This window comes from Brevibacterium sp. FAM 24630 (assembly GCF_049804075.1).
Taxonomy (GTDB): Bacteria; Actinomycetota; Actinomycetes; order Actinomycetales; family Brevibacteriaceae; genus Brevibacterium.
The window spans coordinates 1-657 of sequence record NZ_JBNBZD010000067.1 but is presented as its reverse complement, the minus strand read 5'-3'; the positions used below and the strand labels follow the sequence as shown (position 1 = coordinate 657).

1 protein-coding gene and 1 pseudogene are annotated in these 657 nt (G+C 56.5%); both read right to left on the bottom strand.

Going from position 1 to position 657, the window contains the following annotated elements:
- Positions 1–133, bottom strand: a pseudogene (locus ACPUD7_RS17740) (IS3 family transposase); the annotation flags it as partial.
- A gap of 117 nt (positions 134–250) precedes the next feature.
- Positions 251–550: a tyrosine-type recombinase/integrase gene (locus tag ACPUD7_RS17735; RefSeq protein ID WP_425120649.1), complete on the bottom strand. Its 300-nt coding sequence runs from the start codon at positions 548–550 to the stop codon at positions 251–253.
- Between the last annotated feature and the right edge of the window lie 107 nt (positions 551–657).

Here is a 657-nt window from a genome sequence, read left to right as displayed (position 1 = left end):
ATAACGAGTTCAGCGCTTCGGCCATGGCATTGTCGTAGCTATCGCCGACCGATCCCACCGACGCTACTGCCTCAGCCTCAGCCAATGCCTCGGTGTAGCGCAGAGCCCGATACTGCACTCCTCTGTCGCTATTAACCCGAATTCGGGTTAATAGCGATTATGCCGAGGTTTTCGTTAACCCGAGGAATCTGCGTTCGGCCTGATCAGACCGGGCAGTCGTACTCATTCCTCGGGTTAACGCTTCGATCAGCTACCGGAGACTGTACAACGCTTCCAGTTGAGAGTCAGTCAATTTCGGGGCAGTCGGCGTCGGGGTTGCAGCGGTGATGGCTTGGCGCATCATGTCGGTGGTCGCGAAAGCGTAGAACGCTTCAGTGGTTGAGGCGTTGGTGTGTCCGAGGAGCCGCATGATGATCGGTAAGGGGATTCCTTCCTGGTAGAGGTCCATCGCTTTCGTTTTCCGCAGCATGTGGGGGTGGATCCGGTCGGGAAGTGCCGAATACTCTTGTCGGGCGATTTTCGCGGCCTGGTTAAGCCTTGATCCACCGATTCGGTTGATTCTTGGCCGTTCGTTCGGGTTCGAGTGCGAACATGACGTGAGGGCAGGAAGTAGTGTCCCGGTCTCTCACCGGTCTCTTCCACAAATGTTTCCCAAGG